This is a genomic window from Acidobacteriota bacterium, from assembly GCA_030774055.1.
Classification (GTDB): domain Bacteria; phylum Acidobacteriota; class Terriglobia; order Terriglobales; family Acidobacteriaceae; genus JACPNR01.
In genome coordinates this window covers 16,309-42,568 of sequence record JALYLW010000038.1, presented here as the reverse complement: position 1 = coordinate 42,568, position 26,260 = coordinate 16,309, and the positions used below count along the sequence as shown (strand labels likewise).

General features: G+C 63.2%; 26 protein-coding genes. 13 read left to right on the top strand and 13 right to left on the bottom strand.

The window, feature by feature from the left end; translation table 11 throughout:
- The 6 genes from M3P27_03245 to M3P27_03220 form a co-directional block, all read right to left on the bottom strand.
- Nucleotides 1-226 (bottom strand): hypothetical protein (locus M3P27_03245; protein ID MDP9267326.1); only part of this gene is annotated, 226 nt, incomplete at its 3' end.
- 12 nt (nt 227-238) lie between these two features.
- Complete coding sequence (locus M3P27_03240) at nt 239-1,342, bottom strand: Rieske 2Fe-2S domain-containing protein (protein ID MDP9267325.1); 1,104 nt, start codon at nt 1,340-1,342, stop codon at nt 239-241.
- A 25-nt stretch (nt 1,343-1,367) separates the two neighbouring features.
- Nucleotides 1,368-2,408 (bottom strand): ferrochelatase, encoded by a 1,041-nt coding sequence (gene hemH / locus M3P27_03235; protein MDP9267324.1) that lies wholly within the window; start codon nt 2,406-2,408, stop codon nt 1,368-1,370.
- A gap of 161 nt (nt 2,409-2,569) precedes the next feature.
- Nucleotides 2,570-3,604, bottom strand: a complete 1,035-nt coding sequence (locus M3P27_03230; protein MDP9267323.1) for an isocitrate/isopropylmalate family dehydrogenase — start codon at nt 3,602-3,604, stop codon at nt 2,570-2,572.
- Nucleotides 3,604-4,080 carry a transcriptional regulator NrdR gene (gene nrdR, locus M3P27_03225; protein ID MDP9267322.1) on the bottom strand — a complete coding sequence of 159 codons (477 nt, stop codon included), beginning with the start codon at nt 4,078-4,080 and terminating at the stop codon, nt 3,604-3,606. The genes M3P27_03230 and nrdR overlap by 1 nt, the downstream gene beginning before the upstream one ends.
- 24 nt (nt 4,081-4,104) lie before the next feature.
- Nucleotides 4,105-5,163: a flippase-like domain-containing protein gene (locus M3P27_03220; GenBank protein MDP9267321.1), complete on the bottom strand. Its 1,059-nt coding sequence runs from the start codon at nt 5,161-5,163 to the stop codon at nt 4,105-4,107.
- Nucleotides 5,164-5,259: 96 nt separating this feature from the next.
- On the opposite strand from M3P27_03220, the gene M3P27_03215 reads away from it, so the two are divergent.
- Complete coding sequence (locus tag M3P27_03215; protein ID MDP9267320.1) at nt 5,260-5,427, top strand: hypothetical protein; 168 nt, start codon at nt 5,260-5,262, stop codon at nt 5,425-5,427.
- 41 nt (nt 5,428-5,468) lie between these two features.
- On the opposite strand, the gene M3P27_03210 is transcribed toward M3P27_03215, so the two are convergent.
- Nucleotides 5,469-6,206, bottom strand: a complete 738-nt coding sequence (locus tag M3P27_03210; GenBank protein MDP9267319.1) for a lytic transglycosylase domain-containing protein — start codon at nt 6,204-6,206, stop codon at nt 5,469-5,471.
- A gap of 79 nt (nt 6,207-6,285) precedes the next feature.
- Nucleotides 6,286-7,125, bottom strand: coding sequence for a Cof-type HAD-IIB family hydrolase (locus tag M3P27_03205; protein ID MDP9267318.1), 840 nt, complete (start codon nt 7,123-7,125; stop codon nt 6,286-6,288).
- A 51-nt stretch (nt 7,126-7,176) separates the two neighbouring features.
- On the opposite strand from M3P27_03205, the gene M3P27_03200 reads away from it, so the two are divergent.
- Nucleotides 7,177-7,965, top strand: a complete 789-nt coding sequence (locus M3P27_03200; GenBank protein ID MDP9267317.1) for a hypothetical protein — start codon at nt 7,177-7,179, stop codon at nt 7,963-7,965.
- A gap of 110 nt (nt 7,966-8,075) precedes the next feature.
- Here M3P27_03200 and amrS read toward each other — a convergent pair whose 3' ends face one another.
- From amrS to M3P27_03175, 5 genes are all read right to left on the bottom strand, one after another.
- Nucleotides 8,076-9,206, bottom strand: a complete 1,131-nt coding sequence (amrS, locus tag M3P27_03195; GenBank protein MDP9267316.1) for an AmmeMemoRadiSam system radical SAM enzyme — start codon at nt 9,204-9,206, stop codon at nt 8,076-8,078.
- A gap of 70 nt (nt 9,207-9,276) precedes the next feature.
- Nucleotides 9,277-10,662, bottom strand: a complete 1,386-nt coding sequence (gene glmU, locus M3P27_03190; GenBank protein MDP9267315.1) for a bifunctional UDP-N-acetylglucosamine diphosphorylase/glucosamine-1-phosphate N-acetyltransferase GlmU — start codon at nt 10,660-10,662, stop codon at nt 9,277-9,279.
- Between the two features lie 133 nt (nt 10,663-10,795).
- On the bottom strand, nt 10,796-11,908 hold the full coding sequence (yvcK, locus tag M3P27_03185; protein MDP9267314.1) for a uridine diphosphate-N-acetylglucosamine-binding protein YvcK: 1,113 nt from the start codon (nt 11,906-11,908) through the stop codon (nt 10,796-10,798).
- 10 nt (nt 11,909-11,918) lie between these two features.
- Nucleotides 11,919-12,392: a tetratricopeptide repeat protein gene (locus tag M3P27_03180; GenBank protein MDP9267313.1), complete on the bottom strand. Its 474-nt coding sequence runs from the start codon at nt 12,390-12,392 to the stop codon at nt 11,919-11,921.
- A gap of 385 nt (nt 12,393-12,777) precedes the next feature.
- Nucleotides 12,778-13,236: a PCYCGC domain-containing protein gene (locus tag M3P27_03175; protein ID MDP9267312.1), complete on the bottom strand. Its 459-nt coding sequence runs from the start codon at nt 13,234-13,236 to the stop codon at nt 12,778-12,780.
- A gap of 301 nt (nt 13,237-13,537) precedes the next feature.
- Here M3P27_03175 and lepB point away from each other — a divergent pair, with 301 nt between their 5' ends.
- The 11 genes from lepB (at nt 13,538) to M3P27_03120 (ending at nt 26,243) form a co-directional block, all read left to right on the top strand.
- Nucleotides 13,538-14,032, top strand: a complete 495-nt coding sequence (gene lepB / locus M3P27_03170; GenBank protein ID MDP9267311.1) for a signal peptidase I — start codon at nt 13,538-13,540, stop codon at nt 14,030-14,032.
- Nucleotides 14,033-14,219: 187 nt separating this feature from the next.
- Nucleotides 14,220-15,350, top strand: coding sequence for a glutamine-hydrolyzing carbamoyl-phosphate synthase small subunit (gene carA, locus M3P27_03165; GenBank protein ID MDP9267310.1), 1,131 nt, complete (start codon nt 14,220-14,222; stop codon nt 15,348-15,350).
- A 14-nt stretch (nt 15,351-15,364) separates the two neighbouring features.
- On the top strand, nt 15,365-18,646 hold the full coding sequence (gene carB / locus M3P27_03160) for a carbamoyl-phosphate synthase large subunit (GenBank protein MDP9267309.1): 3,282 nt from the start codon (nt 15,365-15,367) through the stop codon (nt 18,644-18,646).
- Between the two features lie 98 nt (nt 18,647-18,744).
- Nucleotides 18,745-19,800: a DUF2268 domain-containing putative Zn-dependent protease gene (locus tag M3P27_03155; protein ID MDP9267308.1), complete on the top strand. Its 1,056-nt coding sequence runs from the start codon at nt 18,745-18,747 to the stop codon at nt 19,798-19,800.
- A gap of 13 nt (nt 19,801-19,813) precedes the next feature.
- Entirely contained in the window at nt 19,814-20,203 is a 390-nt protein-coding gene (locus M3P27_03150; GenBank protein ID MDP9267307.1) for a VOC family protein, read from the top strand.
- A gap of 4 nt (nt 20,204-20,207) precedes the next feature.
- Entirely contained in the window at nt 20,208-21,281 is a 1,074-nt protein-coding gene (locus tag M3P27_03145; protein MDP9267306.1) for a dihydrodipicolinate synthase family protein, read from the top strand.
- A 1-nt stretch (nt 21,282) separates the two neighbouring features.
- Complete coding sequence (locus tag M3P27_03140) at nt 21,283-21,711, top strand: TfoX/Sxy family protein (protein ID MDP9267305.1); 429 nt, start codon at nt 21,283-21,285, stop codon at nt 21,709-21,711.
- A gap of 81 nt (nt 21,712-21,792) precedes the next feature.
- Nucleotides 21,793-23,070, top strand: coding sequence for a Glu/Leu/Phe/Val dehydrogenase (locus M3P27_03135; protein ID MDP9267304.1), 1,278 nt, complete (start codon nt 21,793-21,795; stop codon nt 23,068-23,070).
- Between the two features lie 124 nt (nt 23,071-23,194).
- On the top strand, nt 23,195-23,902 hold the full coding sequence (locus M3P27_03130) for a TetR/AcrR family transcriptional regulator (GenBank protein ID MDP9267303.1): 708 nt from the start codon (nt 23,195-23,197) through the stop codon (nt 23,900-23,902).
- Nucleotides 23,903-23,960: 58 nt separating this feature from the next.
- Nucleotides 23,961-24,776, top strand: a complete 816-nt coding sequence (locus M3P27_03125) for an enoyl-CoA hydratase/isomerase family protein (GenBank protein MDP9267302.1) — start codon at nt 23,961-23,963, stop codon at nt 24,774-24,776.
- Complete coding sequence (locus M3P27_03120) at nt 24,777-26,243, top strand: aldehyde dehydrogenase family protein (GenBank protein ID MDP9267301.1); 1,467 nt, start codon at nt 24,777-24,779, stop codon at nt 26,241-26,243.
- Nucleotides 26,244-26,260: the final 17 nt, after the last annotated feature.

Below are 26,260 nucleotides of genomic sequence, written 5' to 3'. Positions count from 1 at the left end.
CGCGGTTGCGCGGCGTGTCGTCGTGCTTGTGGCGGAAGATGGAGGTGAAGATCTGCGTCCGGGTCGGATCTTTGACGATCTCGACCTGTTCCTTGACCTTCTCCTTCATCTCGTCGGGTAACGACTTCACGTCGTCTTTGAACGACGTGAGCAGGCCTTTGCCATTGCCGCTGCTGGCCGGCGTCTTCTCTGGCGTTTTCTCCGGCGTCTTGATTTCGTCAGCCATGTCCCTCAGTCCTTATACCGACAGGAAAGCGTTCTGCTTGTTGAAGTCACTGGTCTCGTAGGGCACACCCTTCGGCCACTGGAAGAGCCGGCTGGTGTCGACAACGATCTGTCCGGTGGGATCGAGCTCGACGTGCGCGCGATCCATAGGACGCGGCGCCGGGCCTTCGAAGTTCACGCCCTCGGAGTCGTAGCCCGAGCCGTGGCACGGACACTTGAACTTATTCTCCGCCGGCTTCCAATCGGGCGTGCAGCCCAGGTGCGTGCAGCGCGCGTAGATCACGAACAGGCGGTCGGGCGTGCGGTCTACCCAGATGCGGTACTGCGCCTGCCATTTGGTGTCGACGCCGATGGCGTAGTCCGAGGGATATCCGACTTTGAATACGGTGCTCGGCTCGAAGAGGGTCCGCGGCAGGAAGAAGCGGAAGAAGGCGAGCAGCCACGCCGCGAGGAAAGCGACGATGGCGCTCCACACCAGGCGGCGGCGCGTGCGGTCGAGCTCGGTGTTGTGCGGACCTGTGGAAGCAAGTCCGCCGGCAGCCGCGGCTTTCGACGTTCCGACGGCGGGAGTTCCCACGTAGCGGTTCGCGTCCACGCCGCGCGCGACCGTGGCCGCCGCGCTCGGCGGCGGTTGCGTCGCAGCCGCTGCGGGACGCGGCGCGGCGGGTGCCGCGGGTGCTTTTGCTCCGGGGGCTCCAGGAGCTGCGGCCGCAGGTGCAACCGGCGCTTCTCCGGCGGGGACGAGCCCAGCTTCTTCCGGCGTGAGCAGCGGCATGCCCATCTTCTTTCTATAGGCATTCTCGGAGGCGAACTTCGACGGGCTGAGTTTCTGCACCGGTGCGCTTGTAGCAGATGCAGCTGCGGGTGCAGCCGGCGCGGCATTGGTCGGATTCGGGACGGCCGACGTTTGCGGCGCTTGCGGCGGCGTTGGGGAGGTCGGCGGCAGGCCGGCCTTGGTCTGGCTGCCGACGGGCGTGGACGTCGTGGCTGGCGCCGCGCCCGAAAGCTGCGCGGCGTACTCGTCCATCGTCAGCGGAGGCAATCCTTGCCGCTTGCGATAAGCGTTCTCGGCTGCCAGTCGCGATGTGCTGATGGGTGCTTGTGGTTCGTCAGCCATGGATGTCGATGTCCTTTGGTCCCATTTAATCCGCTGCCATCAAAACTTCCGCTTCCGGTGAAAGCGCGGCCGGTCTGACTTTTTCGCGTACAAGTTCCGCCAGCGCGCGGACGAACGCGGGCGAATCGTTCAGCCCGGGCGTCATCTCGAACTGTCGCATGCCAAGCGCCATCGCCAGCTCGCGCGCCTCGTGATCGATCTCGCCGAGCGTCTCCACGTGGTCGGAAACGAAGGCGATGGGCACGATGCAGACCTCCTTGATATTCGCCGCCGCTAGCTCGCGCACCGTGGTGCGAAGCGACGGTTGCAGCCATTTGCTCGCGCCGACCTTGGATTGGTAGCAGAGCCGGTGCCGATTGCGCCAGCCGCCGCGCTGCATCTTCTCCATCACGAGCGCGACCGTGGCTTCGATCTGTTGCTGGTAAGGGTCACCCTTCTCGATGACGGAAACGGGCACACTGTGCGCGCTGAAGACCAGCTCCGCTTCCGCGGGCCGCGGGAATCGCGCCAGCGTGGCTTCGATCTTTTCGCAGACCGCGTCGAGGTAGCCGGGATGCGAATAGAACTCACGCACGACATGAGTCTGGACCGGCCACCCGGGCTTGGTCTTTCTATCCCACTCATTCAGGCTGCTGCCCGTGGTTGTGCTCGAGTACTGCGGATACATCGGCAACAAGACGACCTCGTCCACATGTCCCGCAACATGCGCCGCGCGCAGTTGCTCGATCGCTTCCGTGGTGAAGGGATGCCAGTAGCGCATGGCGACAACGCAGGTGGCATCCAGGCCCTCGCGCCGCAGCTCCGCTTCGAGCGCCCGCGCCTGCTGCTCGGTGTGCCGCCGGATGGGCGAGCAGCCACCGATGACCTGGTAGTGGTGCTGCACTTTCTTGGCGCGCGTGGTGGAGATGAGCTTGGCGAGCGGACGCCGTCCCAGGCGCGCGAAGGGGAAGTCGATGATGTCAGGATCGGAGAAGAGATTGAAAAGGAAAGGTTCGATGGCCTGGAGAGAATCAGGCCCGCCGAGCTGGAAGAGCACTACGCCGATACGACGCTTGTCTTCAGCCATGTGGGAACGACCATCGAACGGAACTGCGCAGTTTAAAGAACCGCGCGCGTGGTCGTCAACCTTGGGTGATCGAGCCTGGGTGATCACCTAAGGTTGATCGGCATCGCGCTTGCAGAGTCGGCGAAGGCCGTCGATGTGGTGGTCAGGGTCGTCATTCGAGATCAAGGAGCGCTGGCGGTTACAGCCGGAACCTGCAGCATGGCTTCGATGACCGCGTCGGCAAACTCGGAGGTGGAAGCGGTGCCGCCGACGTCACGGGTGAGCTTGTCTTTCCTGCGGCGGTAGACCTCATCGAGCGCGGCGCGCATGCGGTCGGCGGCGTCGATCTCGCCGATGTGGCGCATCATCAGGATGCTCGACTGCAACACCGCCGTCGGATTTGCCATGTTCTTGCCGGCGATATCCGGCGCCGAGCCGTGCACCGCTTCGAAGATGGCGCACTCGTGTCCCAGGTTCGCGCCCGGCACGAGGCCGAGCCCGCCGACGAACGCCGAGCACAGGTCGCTGATGATGTCGCCGTAGAGGTTCTCCATCACCAGGGTGTCGTACTGGTAAGGGTTCATCACCAGCTGCATGCAGGTGTTGTCTACGATGTGCTCGCCGTAGGTGATCTCCGGATATTCCTTCGCCACCGCGCGCGAGCAGCGCAGGAACAGGCCGTCGCTCAGCTTCATGATGTTCGCCTTGTGGATGGCGTGCACCTTCTTGCGCCTCTCGCGGCGCGCATACTCGAAGGCCCAGCGCGAGATGCGCGTGGACGCCTTTTCGGTGATGATCTTCAGGCTCTCGACCACGCCCGGCACCACCTCGTGCTCGATGCCGGCATACAGGCTCTCGGTGTTCTCGCGGACGATGATGAGGTTGACGCCCGGATAGCGCGTCGGGATGCCGGGCAGGTTGTAGATAGGACGGAAATTGCAGAACAGCTCGAACTTCTTGCGCAGCGCCACGTTGATGGAAGGGAAACCGCCGCCGATGGGCGTGGTCACCGGACCTTTCAGCCCGACCTTCGTCCGCTCCAGCGATTCGGTGAGCTCGTGCGGGATGTACTCATGGAACTTCTCGTAAGCCTCGGCGCCGGCGGCGAAGCTTTCCCAGTCGAACTTCACTCCGGTGGCTTCGAGGATGCGCACCACCGCGCCGACCACTTCTGGGCCGATCCCGTCTCCCGGTATGAGCGTTACTTTGTGCGCCATCACTTCGCCTTTGCGGTGGTTACCTTATCTTTGAGCAGGTCTTTCAGCTCGTTCATGAATTCTTTCACGTCTTTGAAGTCCATGTAGACGGAAGCGAAGCGGACGTAGGCCACTTTGTCCAGCTTCTTAAGCCGCTGCATGATGACTTCGCCGACCTCGCTGGTCTTGCGCTCGCGCTCGGACGAGTCGATCACGTAGGTCTCGACCTCGTTGACGATCTGCTCCATCTTGCCCATCGAGACGGGGCGCTTTTCGCACGCGCGCAGAATGCCCGAGAGCACCTTCTGGCGGTCGAACTTCTCCCGGCGCCCGTCCTTCTTTACCACCATGTACGGGATCTCGTCGATGCGCTCGTAGGTGGTGAAGCGCTTCTCGCACTTCAGGCACTCACGCCGGCGGCGGATCGATTCGCCTTCCTTGCTCTCGCGCGAATCAACCACCTTGTCATTCACGAACCCGCAGAATGGACATTTCATGGAAAGGCGGATTCTACCATTGGCTCAATCTTTCGCTACCTCTTTGGCGTGCGACTCGGCTTCGAGCTCGCGCAGGCTGACGTGCTCGCGGTGGGCGAGGAACAGGCCCGCCGGGATGACGGCCATGAACGTGACCAGCCAGAGCATGACGCCGCAGCTTGCCGCCAGCTCCTTCGGCACCTCGAATATGCGCGAGAGGACGGCGATGGTCGCCAGCTGTGAGCCGCCGCCGATGCCGGGCAGCTGGAGCATGGAGCCGGCCATGCTCGCGACCATGAGCAGGGCCACGTGCGGCAGCTCGATCGAGTGCAGGCGGGGGTCAGGATATGCCCGTATCACCTCCGCGTACGCCAGGCCGACGATGGCCCAGATGAGCAGCGAGATCCCGAGTAGCTGGAAGAAGGAGAAGACGCTGTGGATGGTGTTCAGCCCGGCGCCGAAGCTGCGCACCTTTTGGGCGACCAGTTCTGCAACCTTAGGGAGCGGGCGCCGCAGCCTGGCCTCGAACCAGTCGGCGAGCGCGTTGCCATTGCGCCGGATGACCAATGCCGCGAGTGCGACGAAGGCCACGCCCGCGACCAGCAGGTATCCCATCTCGTTGAGCCGGTGCATCACCTGCCGGTTCTCCGCCAGGAAAGGGATGGTATGCAGCCGGTGCGAGAGCAGCGCCAACGCCAGCAGGATGGCGACCGAACCGCTATCAAAGATGCGCTCCACCATCCAGACGGCGATCTGCGAAGGGAAGGGCAGCTCCTCGCGCCGCGCGATCAGGTATGGCCGGATGAATTCGCCGGGACGGCCGAGCAGCGCGAGCCCGGTGAAGCCGATGAACTGCGCGGGCGTCAGCCTCGCTGCCGACGTCTTGCGCACCGGAAGCAGGAAGATCTTCCAGCGCAGCGCGCGCAGGTAATAGACCGAGTAGATGAACGCCACGGCGGTGAGCAGGCGCCTGGGGTCGGCTTGCCGCGTCTCATGGAGGAAGATATCCCAGTCGAAGCTCTTCCACGTCCGGAACTGCAGGTAGACGAGTCCCGCAAGCGCGGCGAAGACGACGGCGAGGATGATTGCGCGGCGCTTGGTCACCCTGTGACAGTAAATGACGGTAGGCGTCAGTGGCTAGTGCGGATGGCTGGTGGGTAAGTGGGTCAGATTGAAATGAAATCAGGCTAGGATGGTTCAATGAAAATCTTGAACATGCTGAGCAAGCCCGCTGCGTGGGCAAGCGGATGGACAAGCGCAATTCTTTGCTTCAGTGCAGCAAGTGGCTTTTGGTTGGCGGGGCAGCGCGGGAAAGCGATCTGGTGGGTTGCCTTTGGTGTGGCCGAAATCGTCACTATTGTCTGGTGACCAAGGAACTCAAACTGACCCACTACCGGCTGGTTGGGAAGCTAGTTGCCGGAGGTGGAGGCGTTTGTTCCCGTGGCAGCGGCGATGGTCTTCTTCTGCGCCTTCTGCGTCTTATCCTTCGCGGCGGCCCTCTGCTGGGCCAGCTTCTTCGCGTTGTACTCGCGGATGATGCGGCGCACGTAGGCCTGCGTCTCGCGATACGGCGGCACGCCGTGATACTGGGCCACGCGACCTTCGCCGGCGTTGTACGCGGCCAGCGCCTTCACCGCATCGCCGTTGTACTGCTCGAGTAGCGCTCGCAGGTGTCGGGTGCCGGCGTCCACGTTCGCGGCCGGATCGTAGGCGTCGGTCACGCCCAGCCGGCTGGCGGTCTGGGGCATGAGCTGCATCAATCCCTGCGCGCCCTTGGGCGAGCGGGCACGCGGATTGCCCGCACTCTCCGCTCGAATCACTGCCTCGATGAAGTCCTGGTCGATCTGGTGCTGGTCAGAAGCCTTCGCCGCAAGCTGATGCACGTCCACGGGCTCCAATCGTCGAGAGGCGGTCGCCGTGCTCACCGGAGGGGCAACGTATTCTTCCTGCTGGATGCCGGCGATGTCGCCGGTCGCGACCTCGACGTAGCCGCTGGTGCTCACGTAGAGCCGCGTCTTGTCGCCGGCAGCCTCGCGCCGCTGGTGCCGGATCTCAAAGCCGTTCCGCAGCACGGCCACGTCCGCCGCGAGGGCGGGTACGGCCACGGCCAGCATGGCTGCGGTCACGAGTTTTTTGAGGGGCTGCACTGCTTCTATTGTATCCGGCGGACAGCGATCCAGAGCAGCTGAATCTGTGTAGCTGCCTGTGGCTGATCTACGGCTGATTCTAAAGGACTACGAATTCGTCAATGGCTGCGGCCACCCCGCTTTGGTCATTGGGCAGAGTCACCGGCCAGCCATTCCGCTTCATCTCATTGGAGGCATTGCCCATCACCACGGGCAGTCCGGCAAACTCCAGCATCTCCAAATCGTTGTAGTTGTCGCCGATGGCCATGACCTGCTCGCGCTGGTAGCTGCGGTGTGCGGCCCAACGCTCGAGCGCGTGTCCCTTGGAGCAGCCCTGATTCAGCACGTCGACGATGCACAGGTCGCGATGGTCATACTGCGTGCGCAACACGGTGATGTCGCGCGCGACCTCGCTCTCGGCGAGCTGGTCGAGCGCTTCGCGCATGCGCGCCACCGTGCCGCAGAACATCACCTGGATGGGGTCACTGACGAGCGCGCGTTCCACCGGGATGACGAACTCGAGGAACTGCTCGTTCTTCTCGAGCCAGCGCTGGATGCTGTGCGTGAGCTGGTCCATGCGCTCGAGCACGAGCGCGCCTTTTTCCTCTTTGTCGAAGGTGACGACGAGGTTGCCGCGGAAGTTGTCCATCTGGGCGACGAGGCGGCGCGCCGTGGCGACCGGCAGCAGGTCGCGATGGAAGGGCTCACCCAGACTCGACTTCGTCACCGCGCCATTCGAGCTGATGAGCCACAGATCGAAGCCGAGCTGCTCGGCGATGGGCATGGCGAAGGCGTGGCGGCGTCCGGTGCCGAGCACGATCTCGACGCCCGCCGCGTGGGCGCGGCGCAGCGCGGCCAGGTTCGCGGCGGAGATCTGGAAGTTCGGATCGAGCAGCGTGCCGTCGATATCGACGGCGAGGAGCCGGATGGAATGCTTCACTTCCGGATTCTAACGTCTGTCGCAGGGCATGGCCGGCACGCGTGATATATATTGCGCGCACCTACCGGCATCGACATGTTCGGATACTTTTTCGGCTACGGCATCATCCTGCAAGCGCTCGCCGTGTTCCATTGGCTGCGGCGCCGGCCAGACACCTTCTGGCTGTGGATCATCCTCATCGGCGGCGGTCTGGGAGCGCTCGTCTATCTGGTGGCTGAGGCGCTGCCGGATCTCTACCTCGTCACCCCGACCTTCAAGATCTTCGGACGGCGCAAGCGCATCAGCCAGTTGCGCACCATCATCCTGGATAATCCCGCCCCCGGGAACTACGAAGAGCTTGGCGACCTGCTGCGCGACGATGGCGAATTCGCGCAGGCCCGCGCCGCCTACGACCAGGCCATCACGCCGCGAACGACGCTGGCGCATCCCTTTTACGGCCGCGCACTGTGCGCGCTCGACCTCGGCGACTATCCCGCCGCTGTCCGCGACCTCGAGCAAGTGCTCAAGGCCGATCCCGGTTACGACTACGGACGCGCTCCCGGCCTTTACGCGCTGGCGCTCGCGCGCACCGGTGATGCGGAGCGTGCCGCCGCCGCATTCGTGAGCGCCACGCGGCTCTCCACTCTCTCCGAGACGCAATATAACTACGCCGTCTTTCTCCACCTGCAAGGCCGCGACCACGAAGCGCGCGTCTGGGCGGAAAAGATACTCGCCAAGAAAGCTACGCTGCCGGGATACCTGAAGCGCCGCGAACGCCCGTGGTTCCGCAGCGCAGCATCGTTGTTGAAAGAGTTACCGCGGAACATGCCCGGGAACAATGGCGCCGCAGCGGGGAAATAGAAAGGAAGAGGGCGGACGCCGGTACAAATATTGGGGGTCGTAGCGTCCGCCCGTTTTGGGGTTCTGGTTACATCCATAGACGTAAGCCAGCGGAAAAAGTTTCCTAAAATTTAGGTCAAAGAGATCAGCCCAGCACGGCTGCGCGGCAGAAAAGGCCGGTCGGTGATCTGCCCATCGAATCTCTTTGCCCAGCGTCCGGGCAGCGCGGTCGCGCACTGCGGACACTTACCGTCTTCGGTCAGGTGATATCCGGTGATGAGGTATCCGTAGCGCTCGATGAGCAGCTCGCGGCAACTGTGGCAGCGGGTGTTCTCGAGGTCGCCAACGCGTCCCGGCAGGTTGCCGGCGTAGACGTAGCGCAGCCCGGCCTGCTGGCCGATCTCAGCCGCGCGCAGCAGCGTCTCCACCGGCGTGTTCGGCGTCTCGCCCATCTTGTAATCGGAGTGGAAAGCGGTGACGTGCCACGGGATATCCGGTGAGACGCCGGCCAAGAACTCCGCTGCGCGCTGCAACTCGTCCGACGAATCGTTGAAGCCCGGAATGATCAGCGTGACGATCTCCAGCCAGAACTGCATCTCGTACAACCGCCGAATGGTCCGCAGGATGGGCTCGATGCGTCCGCCGAGCTCGCGGTAGTGTCGGTCGTCGAACGACTTCAAATCCACCTTGTACAGATCGATGTGCGGCCGGATGTACTCGAGCACCTGCGGCGTCCCATTGCCGTTGGAGACGAATCCGGTCACCAGGCCGGCCTGCTTCGCTTGTTTAAAGATGGCGACCGCCCACTCCGAGGTGATCAGCGGCTCGTTATAGGTGGAGACGAGAGCGCGTGCGCCGAGTCGCAAGGCGTCCTTCACCAGCGCTTCAGGCGAAGCCGCGAGTGGTGGCGAGACTGCGCTCGTATCGCGAAGCGCCTGCGACGTCACCCAGTTCTGGCAGTAGCCGCAGTGCAGGTCGCATCCCAACATGCCGAAGCTATAGGCCAACGCGCCCGGATACGCGTGGAAGAACGGCTTCTTCTCGATCGGGTCGCACTGCACCCCGCCAACGTATCCCCAGGGCACGAGCAGCTGGCCACCACGGTTGAAGCGGACCTTGCAGACGCCGGCTTGTCCTTCGGCGATGGGACACTCGTGTCCGCACGCATAGCAGCGGATGCGGTTCTTGTCGATCGGCGCCCAGAGTTCGCGCGCGCCCTCGCGCACGTGCTCGTAGAGGACGTCCTTAAGAGTGGTGGACATGGAGCGCCTGGCACGATTTTACGCCCCGGGAGATTCAAAGGCTCACTGCGGCGGCAGGGAAGCCGCGCCATCACTTCTTGGCAGCGTCGGCTTTGCTGGCGCGGCGCGCGCGCGCCCAGCCCTCTTTGATGACCTGGCGCGAGCGGCCGATGGCGAGAGATTCAGCAGGCACGTCTTCGGTGATGCACGAGGCCGCGCCCACGTACGCATCCTTTCCGATGCGCACCGGCGCCACCAGCGTGGAGTCGGAGCCGATGAAGGCGCCGTCGTCGATCACCGTGCCGTGCTTGTCCACGCCATCGTAGTTGCAGGTGATGGTCCCGGCGCCGATGTTCACGCCATCGCCGATGGCCGCGTCGCCGAGGTATGAAAGGTGGTTCGCCTTGCTGCCTTTACCGAGGCGCGCTTTTTTCGTCTCGACGAAATTGCCGACGTGGGCGCCCTCGCCGATGTCGCTACTCTCGCGGAGGTGGGCATACGGACCGAGCTTGGCGCCGTCGGCGATGCTTGATGCTTGGATCACGCAGCCATTGCGGATCAGAACATGGTTTCCGATCAGGGAGCCGAAGATCACGCTGTACGAGCGGATGTAACAGTCCTGGCCGATGCGGGTTCCACCCAGCAGCTGGACGAATGGCTCGATCACGGTGTCCGCGCCCACCTCCACCCAGGGATCGATCACGCACGTCTCGGGGCGGTAGATGGTCACGCCCGCGGCCATCAGCTCAGCCGCCTTCTGCGCGCGCATGTGAGCATCGAGCTGCACCAGCTCGGCGATGGTGTTCGCGCCCAGCACCTCGCCCGCGCGGGCGGCCGTCACCGCGACCACGCGCTGTTTCGCCTTGCCCAGCAGCGCGGCCATGTCGGTGAGATAAAACTCGCGATTCGCGTTCGCGGTCTTGAGCTTGTCGATGTGCGCATAGAGCGGCTTGGTCTCGAAGGCGTAGATGCCGGAGTTGATCTCGCGCGCCGAGCGCTGCGCTTTGGTCAGCGCTTTCTGCTCGACGATGGCGGCGATGTTGGCGGCATGGTCGCGACCCTGGGCGCGGATCACGCGCCCATATCCGGTCGGGTCTGAGGGCAGGGCGGTCAATACCGTCATCGCGGCGCGCTTCTTCCGGTGGAAGTCACGCACGCGGCGGATGGTCTCCGGCCGAATGAGCGGCACGTCGCCGGAGAGTACCAGCACGTGCGGGTACTTCTTCAGCGCTTCGCGCGCGACCTTGATGGCGTGGCCGGTGCCGCGCTGTTCTTTCTGCAACACGAAGCCCACGCCGGTGGAGGCCACCGCTGCGCGCACCTTCTCCGCCTCGTGCCCGATGATGACGTAGATATCTTTGGGGTCGGCGACCTGTTTGGCCGCGGCGATAACGTACATCAGCAGTGGCTGGCCGCCGATCTCGTGCAGCACCTTGGGACGCTTCGACTTCAGCCGCGTGCCTTTGCCCGCCGCCATGATGGCGATGGCGAAGCCGCCACTGCGCGCAGAGCTGGTAGGCGCAGGGCTTCTAGGCGCAGAGCTGGGCTTGGACTTGGTTTTCGTTCCAGACATTCGCGGGTTTATGGTAACAGCCGTCGCAGCGTGGCGGCTAATCAGTCGCCGCCGGTGTGGCGTGCGATTCGCGGAGGTTTTCGCGAAGAGCGACGTGCTCCATGCCGAGTGCCAACAGCCTTTTGGCCAGGCGATGGGTGGCGTGGCGGGCCATGACATCCTCTTCCAGGAAGTCGCCGGTGAGCACGCGCAATCCCAGCGTGCGGAATCCGGCCTCGTCGAGCTCGATCTGCGTCTGGCCTTCCTCCGCATACTTGGCGCGCAGCGCGGCGGAGACAGGACGGTCGTTGACCAGCGCCACGTCGAACAGCCGCTTGGCGCCGGCGTGCATGTAGATGGCGAGCACGTGGTCGGCCGCGCTCAGGTCGAGACTCTCGTTCGCCTGCGTCATCAAGTTGCAGACGAAGACCTTGAGCGCGGGCGACTCCGCGATGGCCGCCGCCACGCCCTGCACCAGCAGGTTGGGGATGAGCGAGGTGAACAGCGATCCCGGTCCGATGGTGATGAGGTCGGCGTTGGCGATGGCCGCGAGCGTCTCGGGTAGCGGTTGGGCATCTTTCGGGACCATGCGCAGCTCCACGATGCGCTGCTCGCTGGCGGTGATGTTGGTCTCGCCTGTGACCTCGGAACCATCGTTCATGGAGGCGACCAGTTGCACGTTCGACGTGGTGGAGGGCACGATCTGCCCGCGCGTGGCCAGGATGGCGGAAGAAAGCTCGACCGCCTTGGCAAAGTCTCCGGTGACCGCGGTGAGCGCGGTGACGAACAGGTTGCCGAAGCTGTGGCCCTCGAGGCCGGCGCCCTGGGTGAAACGATATTGGAACAGTTTGGAGAGCAGCGCCTCGTCTTCGGAGAGCGCGACGATGCAGTTGCGGATGTCGCCCGGCGGCAGCATGTTGAACTCTTTGCGCAGGCGACCGCTGGAGCCGCCATCGTCGGTCACGGTGACGACGGCAGTGAGACTATCGATGGCGGGGACGTCTGTGTCCGCCACCGGCGGGCTTCCCGGAGTGGTGACGTAAGCCTTGAGCCCCTTGAGCAGGGTGGAGAGTCCGGTGCCGCCACCGATGGCGACCACGCGCAGCGGACGTTGCGTCGACCTCGGGGTCGCACGCAAACCACCGCGGGGCCGGCTTTCCTGGGAGCTCATAACGAAGATTCTACCGGGTGCGCGAGCCGCTCGTCGTCACCGGCGGTGGCTCGGAGGCCTCGGGATAGAGCAGTTCGGTGAAGCGCGGGTCGTCGGCGAGGTTCTGGAAGTCGGTGTCGTTGCGCGCCTGCAGCCGGTTCATCGCGTTCATCTTGATAGCGGCAGCGAGGTAACGCAGCGCGTCTTCCGGCTTGTGCATCAGGCAAGACAGCGCGGCCAAGCCATACACGGCGTAATCGGCTTTGGGCGACTGCTTCTGGATCTTCTCGAGATGGGTGCGCGCTTCGTCGTAGGAACCGGAGTTCATGAGCGACACGGCGAAGTCGTAGTGCTCTTCGGGCGTCTTGAAGGAGGTAGAGGTGCGCGCCATTTGCTGATTGCAGGTGTTGAGGTGGACGAGAGCGCGATCGCCCAACTCGCGGCTCGCTCCCTTGACCACTTTCTCCAATAAACCCTTGGCGCGCTCGAACTTATGCTCCTGCATCGCCTTAAGTCCGGCCTCATAATTTTGCACAGCCTGTGCATAACGAGGCTCTTCGGCGAAGTTAGGCCGCCGCACCGGCACTGGTGCAACCGTAGCGCCGCTCCCTTTTGAGCGAGTTTTACCTTTTGTTTTCTTTGATTTGGCAGACGAGGCTTTAACCTTTGCTGCCGCTTTCTTCTTCATCTGATTGCTCTTCCGTGAAGCTACGCCTGCAGGGCCCATCCACAGGGCTGTGGAAATCACAAAAACGCACCCTAGAGCAGGGCTGTTTATACGCGCAACGTCTAGGGCGAGTCAAACGGGCCACCCGCGGCACCCCAAACAGTGAGAGCGCGACGAGGTCGCGCTCCGATCACCGCATCACCGATCTAGAGACCACAAATGTCTACTGGATAGCGCTCGACGTCTCGAGATTCACGTTCTCGTAGTCCTTGTTCATGATGCCCTGGCGGATCTGCGCCGCGGTCTTACCTTTCTTGCTCTGCTGATAGGTGTAGACCGCCTCTTTCAGGCAGATGCCGCAGTGCGCGCCGTGGATCGACTCGAAACACGTGCGCAGGCTGGTGTGTCCGTGGCCCTTGTCGCAGTGGCAGTAACAAGGTTGCTGGTAGATGACCTTATCCACCTTCGACGCCAGCACGTACGCATGTTTCTGGTAAGGGTACTGCACCCCCTGGCCGGTGACCTGGTCGGGCCTGAGGATGGGCGCCAGCTTCTCGCCCTTCGGCGGCGGACCGGTGTGGAAGGCCGGGGTGTCGTCCATCCACTGGGCCGAGGTGGTCACGGCAAACAACGCGACGAACAGCGCGCCATAGATGCGCTTCATCGGAAACATACGCTTCATGAGTGGGAACTCCTGCTCTTCATTCTAGCTGCCTTTCATTCTAAAAGAGACGCCTGCCTGGGGGTGTTGCTAACCTTAGATGCACGGGACTGCGATTCGAAGAGCGGGCAAACGTCTACCGTTCTACCGCCCGGCGCGTCTAAACCATACTAGAATCTATATGGCGATGGACGCCCGAATCGAGTCGATGGACCCGAGGAACTCAACCACCGAGCCGCCGCAGCCCCCTTCCGGCGCACCTGCGTCCGGGGTTCCCGCTTCCGGCGTTCCTGCACACCGCAGTCGCTGGGGGACGGCCCGCATGTGGACGCGCGATCTGGTGATCTCGGCGCTCGTCTCCGCTTTCATCATCATGTTCCTCTACCAGCCGGTGAAGGTGGAAGGCACGAGCATGCTCCCCGGCCTCGAAGACCAGGAACGCATCTTCATCAACAAGTTTGTTTACAAGTTCGAATCCATCCAGCGTGGCGACATCGTGGTGTTCCACTATCCGCGCGATCCGCAGAAGAGCTACATCAAGCGCGTGATCGGCGTGGCCGGCGACAAGATCGTCATCCGCAATGGATACGTCTACGTGAATGGCACGCTGGTGCCCGAGCCTTATGTCCCGGTGGAATACTTCGATCCGCGTTCTTGTCCGGAGGAGGTTGTGGCCGCGGGCTCCTACTACGTGCTCGGCGACCACCGCACCATGTCCAACGACTCGCGCGACTTCGGGCCGGTGGATGCTGACTTCATCTACGGCAAGGCCGTGTTCGTGTATTGGCCGGTGGGGAAGGTCGGGGTTCTGCGTTAAGAACCTTTAACCACGAAGGTCACGAAGGTACACGAAGAGTTTTTCTGAAGTCTGACTTGTCCTTTTGGGTTTTCCTTCGTGATACTTCGCGACCTTCGTGGTTGATGGTCTTCGTTTTCCACAACTGTGCTGCTCAGCCGCGCACGCTTTCTGCTAAAATCAATAAAATCCAATCCCCGGAGACGGCATGCAAGCGATCCTGGCCTTGGAAGATGGCAGAATCTTCCGCGGCAAAGGTTACGGCGCGAAAGGCGAGTGCTACGGGGAAGTCGTTTTTAATACCAGCATCACCGGCTATCAGGAAATATTCACTGACCCCTCCTACGCCGGCCAGATCGTCGTCCTGACGAACCCTGAGATCGGAAACTACGGCACCACTCCAGAAGACGACGAATCGACGCGTCCGTACATCGAGGGCCTGGTCACGCGCGAGTTCTCCAAGATCAGCTCCAACTGGCGCTCGCAGGAAGTGGCCGAGGGATACCTCGAGCGCTTCAAGATCCCCGTGATCTCCGACATCGACACGCGCGCGCTGGTGCGCCATCTGCGCGATAACGGATGCAAGCGCGGCGTGATCAGTTCGATCGAGACTGACGCTGACAAACTCGTAGAAAAAGCCCGCGGCATCCCCATCATGGTCGGGCAAGACCTTGCGAAGGTCGTCTCGACCAAGCAGCGCTACCAGTGGGACGTGGGCGAGCGCTCGCACGAGCCCACAGAAGTCGTCGGGGTGAAAGACGCGCCGCCGCGCTTCCATGTGGTCGCATACGACTTTGGCATCAAGCACAACATCCTGCGCAAGCTGGCCAGCGAAGGCTGCCGCGTGACGGTGGTACCCGCCGAGACGAATGCGGAAGATGTTCTCGCGCTCAACCCCGACGGCGTCTTCTTATCGAACGGCCCCGGCGATCCCGAGCCCTGCACCTACGCGCAGGAGAACATCCGCCGCTTGATGGGGAAGAAGCCCATCTTCGGGATATGCCTCGGCCACCAGCTCATAGGCCTCGCGCTCGGTGGCAAGACTTACAAGCTCAAGTTCGGACACCACGGCGGGAATCATCCGGTGAAGCAGATGGCCAGCGGGAAGATCGAGATCACGGCGCACAACCACAACTTCGCCGTCGATCCGGACTCGCTCTCGAGCAGCGAGGTCGACCTCACGCACATCGACCTCAACGACAACACGCTCGAAGGCATGCGCCACCGCAACCTGCCGCTGTTCTCGGTGCAGTACCATCCCGAGGCGGCGCCCGGTCCGCACGACTCGCATTATCTGTTCAAGGACTTCGTCCAGATGATGGAGGAGTTCAAACACTGAACTACGCATAAACGATGCCGAAACGCACTGACATCTCGAAGATCCTCATCATCGGCTCCGGCCCGATCATCATCGGGCAGTCGGCGGAGTTCGATTACTCGGGCGCGCAAGCGTGCAAGGCGCTCAAGGCCGAGGGATATGAGGTGGTGCTGGCGAACTCGAACCCGGCGACCATCATGACCGACCCGGAGATGGCCGACCGGACGTACATCGAGCCGCTCACGCGCGAGTATCTGGAGGAGATCATCCGTATCGAGGCCGAGCTGAGCGGCGGGAAGGGTTTTGCGTTACTTCCCACCGTCGGGGGACAGACCGCACTCAACCTCGCCGTCGAGCTGGCCGATGGCGGCGTGCTGGAGAAATACAACGTCGAGCTGATCGGCGCCGGCCTGCGCTCCATCAAGAAGGCGGAAGACCGCCTGCTGTTCAAGGACGCGATGCAGAAGATCGGCCTCGACGTGCCGAAATCCGCGCTCGTCAACAACCTGAAAGACGGCATCGAGTTTGCCGGCAAGATCGGTTTCCCGGTCATCATCCGGCCATCGTTCACGCTCGGCGGTTCGGGCGGCGGCATCGCTTACAACCGCGAGGAGCTGATCGAGATACTTTCGCGCGGCCTCGACCTCTCGCCCGTCCACGAGGTGCTGATCGAAGAGAGCGTGCTCGGCTGGAAGGAATACGAGCTCGAGGTGATGCGCGACATCGCCGACAACGTCATCATCATCTGCTCCATCGAGAATTTCGATCCCATGGGCGTGCACACCGGCGATTCCATCACCGTCGCTCCGGCGCAGACGCTCACCGACCGCGAGTACCAGGCGATGCGCGACGCCGCCATCAAGGTCATCCGCGAGATCGGCGTCGAGACCGGCGGCTCGAACATCCAGTTCGCGGTGCATCCGACCAACGGACGCATGACCGTGATCGAGATGAATCCGCGCGTCTCGCGGTCGTCGGCTCTCGCCTCCAAAGCCACAGGATTCCCCATCGCAAAGATCGCCGCCAAGCTCGCCGTCGGCTACACGCTCGACGAGATACCGAACGACATCACCAAGAAGACCCCTGCGTCTTTTGAGCCCACACTCGATTACGTAGTCGTCAAGATCCCGAAGTGGCAGTTCGAGAAATTCCCCGGCGCCGATGAAGGCCTGGGCCCGCAGATGAAGTCCGTCGGCGAAGTGATGGCCATCGGCCGCACTTTCAAGGAAGCACTGATGAAGGGTGTGCGCTCGCTCGAGACCGGGAAATCGCTGGCGTCAGAGAAGATCGAGCCGAAGATCCTGATGCAGCGCCTGGTGACGCCGCACCCCGAGCGCCTGAATTATCTGCGCTACGCGCTGCGCCAGGGATACACCGTCAAGGAACTCGCCAAATTCACCTCCATCGACCCGTGGTTCCTCTATCAGCTCAAGGAAACGGTGGAGATGCAGGCCGAGCTGGAGAAACATCCGCAGGAATCGGTGACGCCCGAGCTGATCCGCGAGGCGAAGCGCATGGGCATCTCCGACGCGCGCCTCGCCGAGATATGGCGGCTGCGCGAGGGCAAGGGCGCGGCGGAGAAGATCCGCTATCACAGGAAGAAGCACAACATCACTCCGGTCTTCAAGCGCGTGGACACCTGCGCCGGCGAATTCGAGAGTTACACGCCATATCTCTACTCCACTTACGAGGAAGAAGACGAAGCGCCGCCGACCGACAAGAAGAAAGTCATCATCCTGGGCAGCGGGCCGAATCGCATCGGGCAGGGCATCGAGTTCGACTACTGCTGCTGCCACGCCGCCTTCGCGCTACGCGACGATGGTTTCGAGACCATCATGGTGAACTGCAATCCGGAGACGGTCTCGACCGACTACGACACCAGCGACCGCCTCTACTTCGAGCCGCTGACGTTCGAAGACGTGATGGCCGTCTACGAGCACGAGGCCGGCAAGGGCGCGCAGGTCGGGATGATCGTGCAGTTCGGCGGCCAGACGCCGCTCAACCTCGCGCTCCCACTCAAGGCCGCCGGCGTTCCCATCATCGGGACGTCGCCGGAATCCATCGACCTCGCCGAAGATCGCAAACGCTTTGGCAAATTGCTCGATGAGCTTTCCATCCCGCAGCCGCCCGGCGGCGCTGCCACTTCGCTCGAAGAGGCGCTCAAGGTCGCCAACAAGATCGGGTACCCCGTGCTGGTGCGCCCCAGCTACGTGCTCGGTGGACGCGCTATGGTCATCGCCTACGACGACGAGACCATCACCAAGTACATGAAGGAGGCGGTGGAGTACTCGCAGGACCGCCCGGTGCTGGTCGATAAATTCCTCGAAGACGCGACCGAGGTCGACGTGGACGCGCTCTCCGATTCGGAAGACGTCGTTATCGGCGGCATCATGCAGCACATCGAGGAGGCTGGCATACACTCCGGCGACTCGAGCTGCGTGTTGCCGGCGGTGGATATCCCCGAGCCGGCCCTTGCGACCATGCGCGAGTACACCTTCAAGCTGGCGCGCGCGCTCAAGGTCATCGGGCTGGTGAACATCCAGTTCGCTATCCAGAAGGACAAGGTCTACGTCATCGAGGTCAACCCGCGCGCCTCGCGTACCGTGCCCTACGTCTCGAAGGCCACCGGCGTGCCGCTGGCGAAGATCGCCGCGCGCCTGGTGACACGCCGCAAGCTGCGCGAGTTCCTGCCGGAGAACATCGAGCGCGTCAGCGATCTCTCGACCGGCAACTGCTACTACGTGAAGTCGCCGGTGTTCCCGTGGTCGAAGTTCCCGGGCGTGGACACCGTGCTCGGTCCGGAGATGAAGTCCACGGGCGAAGTGATGGGTGTGGCCGACAACTTCGGCGAGGCCTTCTACAAGGCGCAACTCTCCGCCGGACACACGCTTCCGACGACGGGCACGATCTTCATCAGCGTCGCCGAGAAAGATAAGCCGCATGTGGCAGACATCGCGCGCCGTTTCAGCGAGCTGGGGTTCCACATCGTGGCCACACATGGTACCGCCGACGTGCTGAACCACGCCGACATCGCTTGCGACCGCGTCTTCAAAGTGAAAGAGGGCCGGCCGAACGTGGTCGACCTCATCAAAGGCGACAAGATCCACCTGATATTCAACACGCCGCACGGCGCCGAGCCGTGGTTCGACGAGAAGGCCATCCGCCGTGCCGCCATCACGCAGCGCATCCCTACCATCACCACGCTCTCGGCTGCGCGCGCCGCCGCCGAGGGCATCGCCGCCCTCCAGCGTGGACAGATCTCCGTGCGCGCCCTGCAACATCTGCACGCCGACCGCAAACTCACCGCGGGCCGCTAGCCTGCCCCCCGAGCCTGCCGTGGGTAAACATCGCAAGTGTCAACGAGCATCGTTTTTACCGGTGACCTTACGTGTCTCTCCGCGTCTCTCTGGTAGGGGTGCTGAAAGTGCTCCGCCTCGTCACCATCGTTTTTCTCGTCTCTACCGCGCTCGCCCAGGCGCCCCCGGCGCCCGCGAAGTTCCAGGTCATTGACACCATGCCCGCCTACTGGCAGTTCTGGGAGGCGGCGAAGGGCAAACCAGTCGCCGAGCAGGCGGAATTGTTCCAAGCGATGGTGGTCGCGAAGTATCCCGAGCTCTACACCGCCGAGGTCCTTAACCTCGAGAAAGGCAAGCCGTTGAAGGAAGCGCTCGCCGCTCGCTATGTTGCCGCCTACGACAGCAACGCGCCATACGTCGAGACCACGCGCAGGCTCTCCGGCGAGATCGGCACGCAACTCGATGGCTACCTGGCCAGCTTTCGCCACGTGTTTCCCGACTTTGACTACCGCGGACGCATCTACATCCTGCACTCACTCAACAGTTTCGATGGCGGCACGCGCATCGTCGCCGGCCAGGAAGCGCTCCTCCTCGGCGTCGAGACCATCGCCCGCATCAACCGGCCCGGCGCAGACGTCTCGCCGTTCTTCCACCACGAGCTCTTCCACATCTACCAGTCGCAGTTCGACGACGAAGAGAGTGACAACCCGCCCATCTATCGGTCGCTCTGGCACGAAGGCCTCGCCGTCTACGTGAGCCGCGTGCTGCATCCCGTAGCACCCGAGGAGCAGATCTTCGGGCGCCCCATCGAGATGCCAAACCGCGCCCGCGCGGTGCTGCCGCAACTCGCGCACGAGTTCTGCGCGCAGATGGATTCCACCAGCCGCACCGACTATGCGCGGTACTTCCTCGGACGCCGCTCGCCCGAAGCCGATTCTCCGACCATTCCGCCTCGCGCCGGCTACTACCTCGGATACCTCGTCGGCGAAGAGCTGGCAAAGAAGCACGACCTGCGCTGGCTCGCCCACGCCAAGACCACTTCGCTGCGCACCGAGATCAAGCGGGCGCTACACACCATCGAAGCGCACGAGTGGTGTGATGAGACTCTTGGCAGTGAAGTGACGTGCCGGGTAGCACTGCGCCAGAAAGGTCTGGGTCCTCTGCGTCCCGTGTGATATTTGTTGCTACGTGATCAGTTACAAAGGCTTCGACCACGTTGCGCTCGTCACCAAGCGCATGCCCGAGATGGTGAAGTTCTATAAGGAAGGTCTCGGGCTGAGCATCGAGCACGAAGGCGTGGCCAAGGCGGGCTACAAGGTCGTGACGCTCGGCGCGGGCGCCGCCATCCTCGACCTCTGCGAAGCCACGCCCACGAACCCCGCGCCCAACGCGAACCTCACCGAAGGACACTTCTGCCTGGTCGCGAACGGCACTTCCATCTACGAGGTGATCGGAGCACTCAAGCGCGTGGGACTCACGCCGCTGCCCGCGGAGGTCACCACCGGCGCGGAAGGGAAGAGCTTGTCCACGTTCCTGCGCGATCCGGATGGTAACCTCGTAGAGATAAAGGTTTACTGAACGCATGCTTCTCCACGGCATCTTTCCCGCAGTCACCACGCCGTTCTATCCGGACGGCGCCGTCTACTTCCGCAAGCTCGAACACAATCTCGACCGCTACTCCAAGTCGCCGGTGGCGGGTGTGGCTGTCCTCGGCTCGACCGGTGAAGCGGTGATGCTGAGCGACGTGGAACAGCGCGAGGTGTTGAAAGCCTCGCGCCACGCCGTAACGCCGGAGAAGGTGCTGATCGCGGGCACGGGCGCGGAATCTGCGCGGGTGACGCTCGAACTCACCGAGCACGCCGCCAAGCTGGGTTACGACGCGGCCCTCATCCGCACTCCGTACTACTACAAGCCGCAGATGCGCGCGGCGGAGATGCTCGCCTTCTACCGTTTCGTCGCCGACCGGTCGCCGCTGCCCATCCTTCTATATAGCGTCCCCGCGTTCACCGGCTACGACCTGCCGGAAGAGATCGTGGTCGCGCTCGCCGAGCACGCGAATATCGTGGGGATCAAAGAGTCCGGTGGTGACGTCGAGAAGATCGGGCGCATGGTCGCGGCCACGCGCCACATCAGGCGCCAGGCTTCGGTGACGGAGGTGCAGCAAGCGGTCACCGGACGCATGCTGGCTTCTCCCGCACCCGCGGCGGGCAGCGCGCCCGCTTCGGAGTTCGTCTCGGCGGCGACGCTCGGGTCCGCGGTCGCGACCGCGCCGCCGAGATCGCCGCCGCTCCCGACCAGCAAGACGCGGACGAAAGAGGTTGGATTCCAGGTGCTGGCCGGCTCGGCGCACAAACTCAAGCCGTCTCTCGATGCCGGCGCGGTCGGCGCCGTGCTCGCTTTTGCCGACGCTGCACCCACCGCGTGCTTCGAGATCCTCGCGGCGTGGAAAGACGGCGACATGCAGCTCGCGGAAGAGAAGCAGCAGCGTATCCGCGAAGCCGCGAGCACGCTCGTGGTGAAGCATGGCATCCCGGCAACGAAGTACGCGATGGACTTGAACGGATACTACGGCGGCCCGCCGCGCCTGCCGCTGCTGCCGCCCGAAGCCGCGGTCAAGAGCGAGGTCGAGCGCCTGATGGCAGACATCCGCAACTGACGTGCCCGCGCGAAAGAGAAGCACGAAGCAGCAGCCACGGCGCCGCCCGACTAATCCGAAGCTGCATCGTGTCGCCGAGGAGTTGAAGCCGGTGGTCGCCTTCCTCGAGCGCGAGCTGGCCTCGTGGCCGCGAGTCACAGCAAAACCGATGTTCGGGATGCTGGCGTTCTATCGCGGCAAGCAGATATTTGCCGCGCTGCCGCGGACGCGCGCCCTCGGCGCCGAGAACGCCATCCTCTGCAAGCTGCCCGCCGGGTCGCGATCCGAGGGCCGACAGGCGGGCGGCAAGAAGTCCGGTAGCCGGAAGTCTAGTAACCCCGGCAAAGGCTGGAAGACGATCGAGATCGGTTCGAGCTCTCACGGCTCCGACATTCGGGAAGCGCTGGGCTGGCTGGAGCGCGCCTACGAACAGGCGCGCGCAAGGAAATAGACTCGCCGGGAGATTGTCTTCTGCGCCTCACCTTTATATGATTTCCGTGCCGCCCGCACCCTGACCAGCCCAGGAGGCACCATGGCCACGGCACGTCCACCCGTTCCGGTCGAGGAAGATCTCAACCCGTTCCACATCGCGCAGCAGCAATTCGAGACTGCCGCAGAGAAGCTCAACCTCGATCCCGGACTGCGCGCCATGCTGAGCAGCCCGCGCCGCTGCCTGATCCTCTCGTTGCCCATCAAGATGGACGACGGCACCCTGAAAGTCTTTCAGGGATATCGTGTGCAGCACAACGTGGCGCGCGGTCCCGGCAAGGGCGGCATCCGCTATCATCCCGGCGTCACGCTCGACGAGGTCAAGGCGCTCGCTTCCTGGATGACGTGGAAGTGCGCCACGGTGAACATCCCGTTGGGCGGCGCCAAGGGCGGCATCATCTGCGACCCGCACAGACTCTCCAAGGATGAGCTCGAGCGCCTGACCCGGCGCTACGCCGCGGAGATCTATCCCATCATCGGGCCAGACCGCGATATCCCCGCACCCGACGTGTACACCGACGCGCAGACCATGGCGTGGATCATGGACACGTTTTCCATGATCGCCGGCGTGAACTCGCCCGGCGTCGTCACCGGCAAGCCCATCTTCCTCGGCGGCTCCCTGGGGCGCAATGAAGCGACCGCGCGCGGCTGCGTCTTCGTCATCCGCGAAGCGTGCCGCGTGAAGCAGATCGACCTCGCGAAGGCGACGGTGGCCATCCAGGGGTTCGGCAACGCCGGCTCGATCGCCGCCGAACTGCTGCACGCCGAGGGCGCGAAGATCATCGCCGTCAGCGACTCCAAGAGCGGTATCCTCAACAAGAATGGCCTGGACGTCCCCGCGCTGCTCACCCACAAACGCAAGACCGGCGCCGTCCGCGGCTTTCCCGGCAGTGAAGCGATCTCGAGTGAAGCGGTGTTGGAAGTCGATTGCCAGATCCTTGTTCCAGCCGCGCTCGAGAACCAGATAACCGCCGCCAACGCCGACCGCGTGAAGGCAGCCATCATCGCGGAAGCTGCCAACGGCCCCACCACGCCCGCGGCCGACCGCATCCTGCACCAGAAGGGAAGGATGGTGCTGCCCGACATCCTCGCCAACGCCGGCGGCGTGACCGTGAGCTACTTCGAGTGGGTGCAGGATCTCGCGGCGGACTTCTGGGATGAGGACGTGGTCAACAAGAAGCTGGAGAAGGTGATGGTGCGCTCATTCAACGACGTGCTGGCGATGGCCACCACGCACAACGTGGACATGCGGACCGGCGCGTTCATCCTGGCCATCGACCGCGTGGCTGTGGCCACACGGTCGCGCGGCATCTGGCCGTAACAGGGGTAGGGGCCGGCGACTCGCCAGCCCCTTTCTTTTCGTAAACCGGTTTTTCTCGCAACTTGACCTCCAGGCCGCGCTCATCTTACAATCGCAATCGAACGTTCGTTCGGTTATCCAGACTATGGCTGTTGCTGCTATCTCCGCGAACCGTGGCCCCGCCGGTCATCGGCAAGGCAACGGCGGTCTTCCCAAGGGCAACGGGACACGGTCGTTTGACCGCCGCCTGGGCGAGATACTGCGTCACGCCACCGACGTCTTCTACGAAAAGGGATACGAGGGCGCGTCCATGCGCGACCTCTCGCGCGCCAGCGGCATGTCGCTGGCCGGTCTGTATCATTACTCCGAATCCAAGGAGAAACTGCTCTACCTCATCCAGCGGACGACCTTTCGCACCATCATCGACCTTGTTCGCGAGCGGCTGACGCTGAGCCGCGATCCGGAAGAGCGGGTGCGCATCTTCATCGCGAACCACCTGGGATATTTCCTCGCCAACAAGAAAGCGATGAGCGTGCTCTCGCACGAGGACGACACGCTCAAGAACGGCTACCGCCAGGAGATCGCCGCCATCAAGCGCGAGTACTACCGCATCTGCCTCGAGCTGCTCGAAGAGCTGAAACGCGCGCAAGGCTTAGAATTCCCCTCGCGCATCGCCGTGCTCAGCCTGTTCGGCATGATGAACTGGTTCTACACCTGGCACAATCCGCGGGTGGACGCGGACGCCGAAGCGCTCAGCCGCCAGATGGGCGATATCTTCCTCCGTGGCATCACGCAGCCCACGGGAGGCAGTAACAGTAATCTCCGCGGCAAGCGGCCGCGCGCCAAAGTTTAGAGATTCGGGAGTTTAGGTTTCAGGGATTCCGGAGTTCGACTTCGATAAAAGGAGCTTTATGGCTACGACAACCACCACCGCAGAGGCCACCAAGACGCTGGTGAATTACCGCAAAGACGGCGGCGTCGCGATCATCGAGATGAACGATCCGCCGGCCAACACCTACACCTACGAGATGAATCACCAGCTCGACGAAGCCATCTTGAAGGCGCGCTTCGACAACGACGTCTACGTCATCTTGCTCACCGGCAACGGCGACAAGTTCTTTTCCGCCGGCGCGAACATCAAGATGCTGGCTTCCGTGGACCCGGTGTTCAAGTACTACTTCTGCCTGCATGCCAATGAGATGCTGCTGCGTCTCGAGCACACGCCCAAGCTGGTGATCGCGGCGCTCAACGGACACTGCGTCGGTGGCGGCCTCGAGATCGCTATGGCCGCGGATATCCGCATCGCCCGGCGCGACGCCGGCAAGATCGGCCTGCCTGAGGTCAACCTCGGCGTGCTCCCCGGCACCGGCGGCACGCAGCGCCTGTCGCGCTTGGTCGGCAAGTCCAAGGCCATCGAGCTCATGGTCACGGGCAACACCTTCACCTTTGAAGAGGCGAAGGAGATGGGCATCATCAACGACATCTTCGAGCGCGAAGGGTTCATGAACAACATCATGGAATACGCGCGCCAGTTCTGCCCGCCGAACAAAGCCGCCATGGCCGTGGGTCACATCAAGCGTTCGGTGCAGACCGGCTCGGAGATCCCCATGGAGTCGGCACTCGCGCTCGAGCGTGAACTCCAGTCGCTGCTGTTCAAGAGCCAGGACGCCAAGGAAGGCCTGAACGCGTATGTGGAAAAGCGTCCGGCGGACTTCAAGGCGAAGTAAATGATCGCAGCCACCAAAGCGCAGGTTAAACCCGGCAAGCTCCTCATCGGCGGTGAGTGGATGGAAGGAAAGAAGACCTTTCCCACCATCAACCCTGCCACCGGTGAGGTGCTCACCCAAGTCGCGGATGCGGATGCGTCGCAGGTGGATGCCGCCGTCCGCGCGGCGCGCAAAGCGTTCGAGGACAAAGGCAAGGGCTCGTGGTCCATGATGGCGGCGAGCGAGCGCGGCAAGATCCTGTGGCGCATCGCCGACCTCATCGACAAGAACATCGATGAGCTCGCCGAACTCGAGACGCTCGATAACGGCAAGCCCATCTTTGAATCGCGCTACATCGACATGCCGATGATCGTCGACGTGTTCCGCTACTACGCGGGATGGGCGACGAAGATCCACGGCGACACCATCAACTCCGCCGCGAATGCTTTCACGTATACGCTGCGCGAGCCGGTGGGCCTGGTCGGAGCCATCGTGCCGTGGAATTTCCCGCTGCTCTTGGCAAGCTGGAAGCTGGGCCCGGCGCTGGCGTGCGGCAACACTGTCGTCCTCAAGCCTGCGGAGCAGACGCCGCTGACCGCGCTGCGTTTTGCCGAGCTCGCGATGGAAGCCGGACTTCCCGCCGGCGTGCTCAACGTGATCACCGGCGGTCCGGAGACGGGCGCGGCGCTCGTCCGCCACACCGACGTAGACAAGATCGCCTTCACCGGCTCGACCGCCGTCGGCAAAGAGATCATGCGGTCGGCTGCCGACACGCTCAAGCGCGTGACGCTCGAGCTGGGCGGCAAATCGCCCAACATTGTGTTTGCCGATGCGCCCATCGATCAGGCTGTCCGCGGGGCCATCAACGGGATCTTCTACGGCAAGGGCGAGGTCTGCTCGGCCGGCTCGCGCTTGTTCGTGGAGAAGAAGATCGAAGACGAGTTCCTCTCGAAGCTGGTCGAGTCATCGAAGAAGATGAAGCCCGGCGATCCGCTCGATCCCAAGACGCGGCTCGGCGCCATCGTCAGCGAGCAGCAGATGAACACGGTGCTTGGGTACATTGCGTCCGCCAAGCAGGAGGGCGCGCAGCTTGCCGCCGGTGGCAATCGTGCCTCGGTCGATGGCGGTAAGGGATTCTTTGTCGAGCCTACCATCTTCTCCGGCGTGAAGAACGAGATGAAGATCGCGCAGGAAGAGGTCTTCGGGCCGGTGCTGGCCACGCTGACCTTCGACGATATCGACCAGGTCGCCGAGCTCGCCAACAAGAACATCTACGGGCTCGCCGCCGCCATCTGGACTTCGGACATCAAGCGCGCACACGCGCTTTCGCGCCGCCTCAAGGCCGGCACCGTTTGGATCAACACTTATGGCGATGGCGACGCGTCGTTCCCGTTCGGCGGCTACAAGCAGTCCGGCTTCGGCCGCGACCTGGGTGCGGACGCATTGCAGCACTACACCGAGACGAAAGCTGTTTGGGTGAAGTTGTAACGCAGGCGTTTGTTAAG

Bases quoted from the DNA above. Each gene is read 5' to 3' on its own strand.
- M3P27_03240 (MDP9267325.1), bottom strand. From the start codon at position 1,342: ATGGCTGACGAACCACAAGCACCCATCAGCACATCGCGACTGGCAGCC.
- hemH (MDP9267324.1), bottom strand. From the start codon at position 2,408: ATGGCTGAAGACAAGCGTCGTATCGGCGTAGTGCTCTTCCAGCTCGGC.
- M3P27_03230 (MDP9267323.1), bottom strand. From the start codon at position 3,604: ATGGCGCACAAAGTAACGCTCATACCGGGAGACGGGATCGGCCCAGAA.
- nrdR (MDP9267322.1), bottom strand. From the start codon at position 4,080: ATGAAATGTCCATTCTGCGGGTTCGTGAATGACAAGGTGGTTGATTCG.
- M3P27_03215 (MDP9267320.1), top strand. From the start codon at position 5,260: ATGAAAATCTTGAACATGCTGAGCAAGCCCGCTGCGTGGGCAAGCGGA.
- amrS (MDP9267316.1), bottom strand. From the start codon at position 9,206: ATGTCCACCACTCTTAAGGACGTCCTCTACGAGCACGTGCGCGAGGGC.
- glmU (MDP9267315.1), bottom strand. From the start codon at position 10,662: ATGGCGGCGGGCAAAGGCACGCGGCTGAAGTCGAAGCGTCCCAAGGTG.
- yvcK (MDP9267314.1), bottom strand. From the start codon at position 11,908: ATGAGCTCCCAGGAAAGCCGGCCCCGCGGTGGTTTGCGTGCGACCCCG.
- M3P27_03180 (MDP9267313.1), bottom strand. From the start codon at position 12,392: ATGCAGGAGCATAAGTTCGAGCGCGCCAAGGGTTTATTGGAGAAAGTG.
- M3P27_03175 (MDP9267312.1), bottom strand. From the start codon at position 13,236: ATGAAGCGTATGTTTCCGATGAAGCGCATCTATGGCGCGCTGTTCGTC.
- lepB (MDP9267311.1), top strand. From the start codon at position 13,538: ATGTGGACGCGCGATCTGGTGATCTCGGCGCTCGTCTCCGCTTTCATC.
- carA (MDP9267310.1), top strand. From the start codon at position 14,220: ATGCAAGCGATCCTGGCCTTGGAAGATGGCAGAATCTTCCGCGGCAAA.
- carB (MDP9267309.1), top strand. From the start codon at position 15,365: ATGCCGAAACGCACTGACATCTCGAAGATCCTCATCATCGGCTCCGGC.
- M3P27_03145 (MDP9267306.1), top strand. From the start codon at position 20,208: ATGCTTCTCCACGGCATCTTTCCCGCAGTCACCACGCCGTTCTATCCG.
- M3P27_03135 (MDP9267304.1), top strand. From the start codon at position 21,793: ATGGCCACGGCACGTCCACCCGTTCCGGTCGAGGAAGATCTCAACCCG.
- M3P27_03130 (MDP9267303.1), top strand. From the start codon at position 23,195: ATGGCTGTTGCTGCTATCTCCGCGAACCGTGGCCCCGCCGGTCATCGG.
- M3P27_03125 (MDP9267302.1), top strand. From the start codon at position 23,961: ATGGCTACGACAACCACCACCGCAGAGGCCACCAAGACGCTGGTGAAT.
- M3P27_03120 (MDP9267301.1), top strand. From the start codon at position 24,777: ATGATCGCAGCCACCAAAGCGCAGGTTAAACCCGGCAAGCTCCTCATC.